This is a genomic window from Sphingomonas endophytica (assembly GCF_001476895.1).
GTDB lineage: Bacteria > Pseudomonadota > Alphaproteobacteria > Sphingomonadales > Sphingomonadaceae > Sphingomonas > Sphingomonas endophytica_A.
The window spans coordinates 1-697 of the sequence record NZ_LDTB01000222.1; the positions used below are offsets into that span (position 1 = coordinate 1).

Annotated in this window: 1 protein-coding gene and 1 pseudogene; one reads left to right on the forward strand and one right to left on the reverse strand. The window is 64.4% G+C overall.

The annotated features are described in order from the left end of the window. A pseudogene (locus NS334_RS16865) lies at positions 1-230 on the reverse strand (methionine synthase); the annotation flags it as partial. Between the two features lie 99 nt (positions 231-329). Between NS334_RS16865 and NS334_RS16870 the strand changes: the two are divergent. Next, positions 330-697: glutathione S-transferase N-terminal domain-containing protein (locus tag NS334_RS16870; RefSeq protein WP_193753161.1), on the forward strand; the 368-nt coding region annotated here is incomplete at its 3' end.

Here is a 697-nt window from a genome sequence, read left to right on the forward strand (position 1 = left end):
CCCTCGATCCGCTCCAGGAAACCATGCACGAAGTGCTGACGCGCCTGCTCGCCCTCGGTGACGATGTCGACGCCGGCATCCTCCTGCAGCTTGACCGCGAGCACCGTGGCGTCGCGCTTGGCGCGGGCGAGCTCGGCGCCATCAGACTTCCAGGGGGCCCACAGCATGTTCGGCTCCGCGAGCCATTCCGGCTTCGGCAGCGAGCCTGCGATCGTGGTTGGAAACAGCATGGGTGCCTCCCGATGGGTTCGGATTGAGCGCCTGTTTGCCATGTCCTAGAGTGGAGGTACAGAACAACAAAAGTCCTTGTGATGGGGAAGTGGACGCCGATGATCGACCTGCACTACGCGCCGACGCCGAACGGCTGGAAGATTTCGATCATGCTGGAGGAACTGGGGCTCCCGTACACGGTGATCCCGGTGAACATCCGCGCCGGCGAGCAGTTTCGGGCGGAATTCCTGGCGATCAGCCCGAACAACCGGATCCCCGCGATCGTCGACCATGAGCCATCCGACGGCGGCGGTCCGTTCTCGGTGTTCGAGACCGGCGCGATCCTGATCTATCTCGCCGACAAGACCGGCCGCTTCCTGCCGAGGGAGCTGCGTGCGCGGTCGAACGTCATCCAATGGGTGATGTGGCAGATGGGCGGCCTCGGGCCGATGCTCGGTCAGCACGGCCATTTTGCGCTCTATGCGGC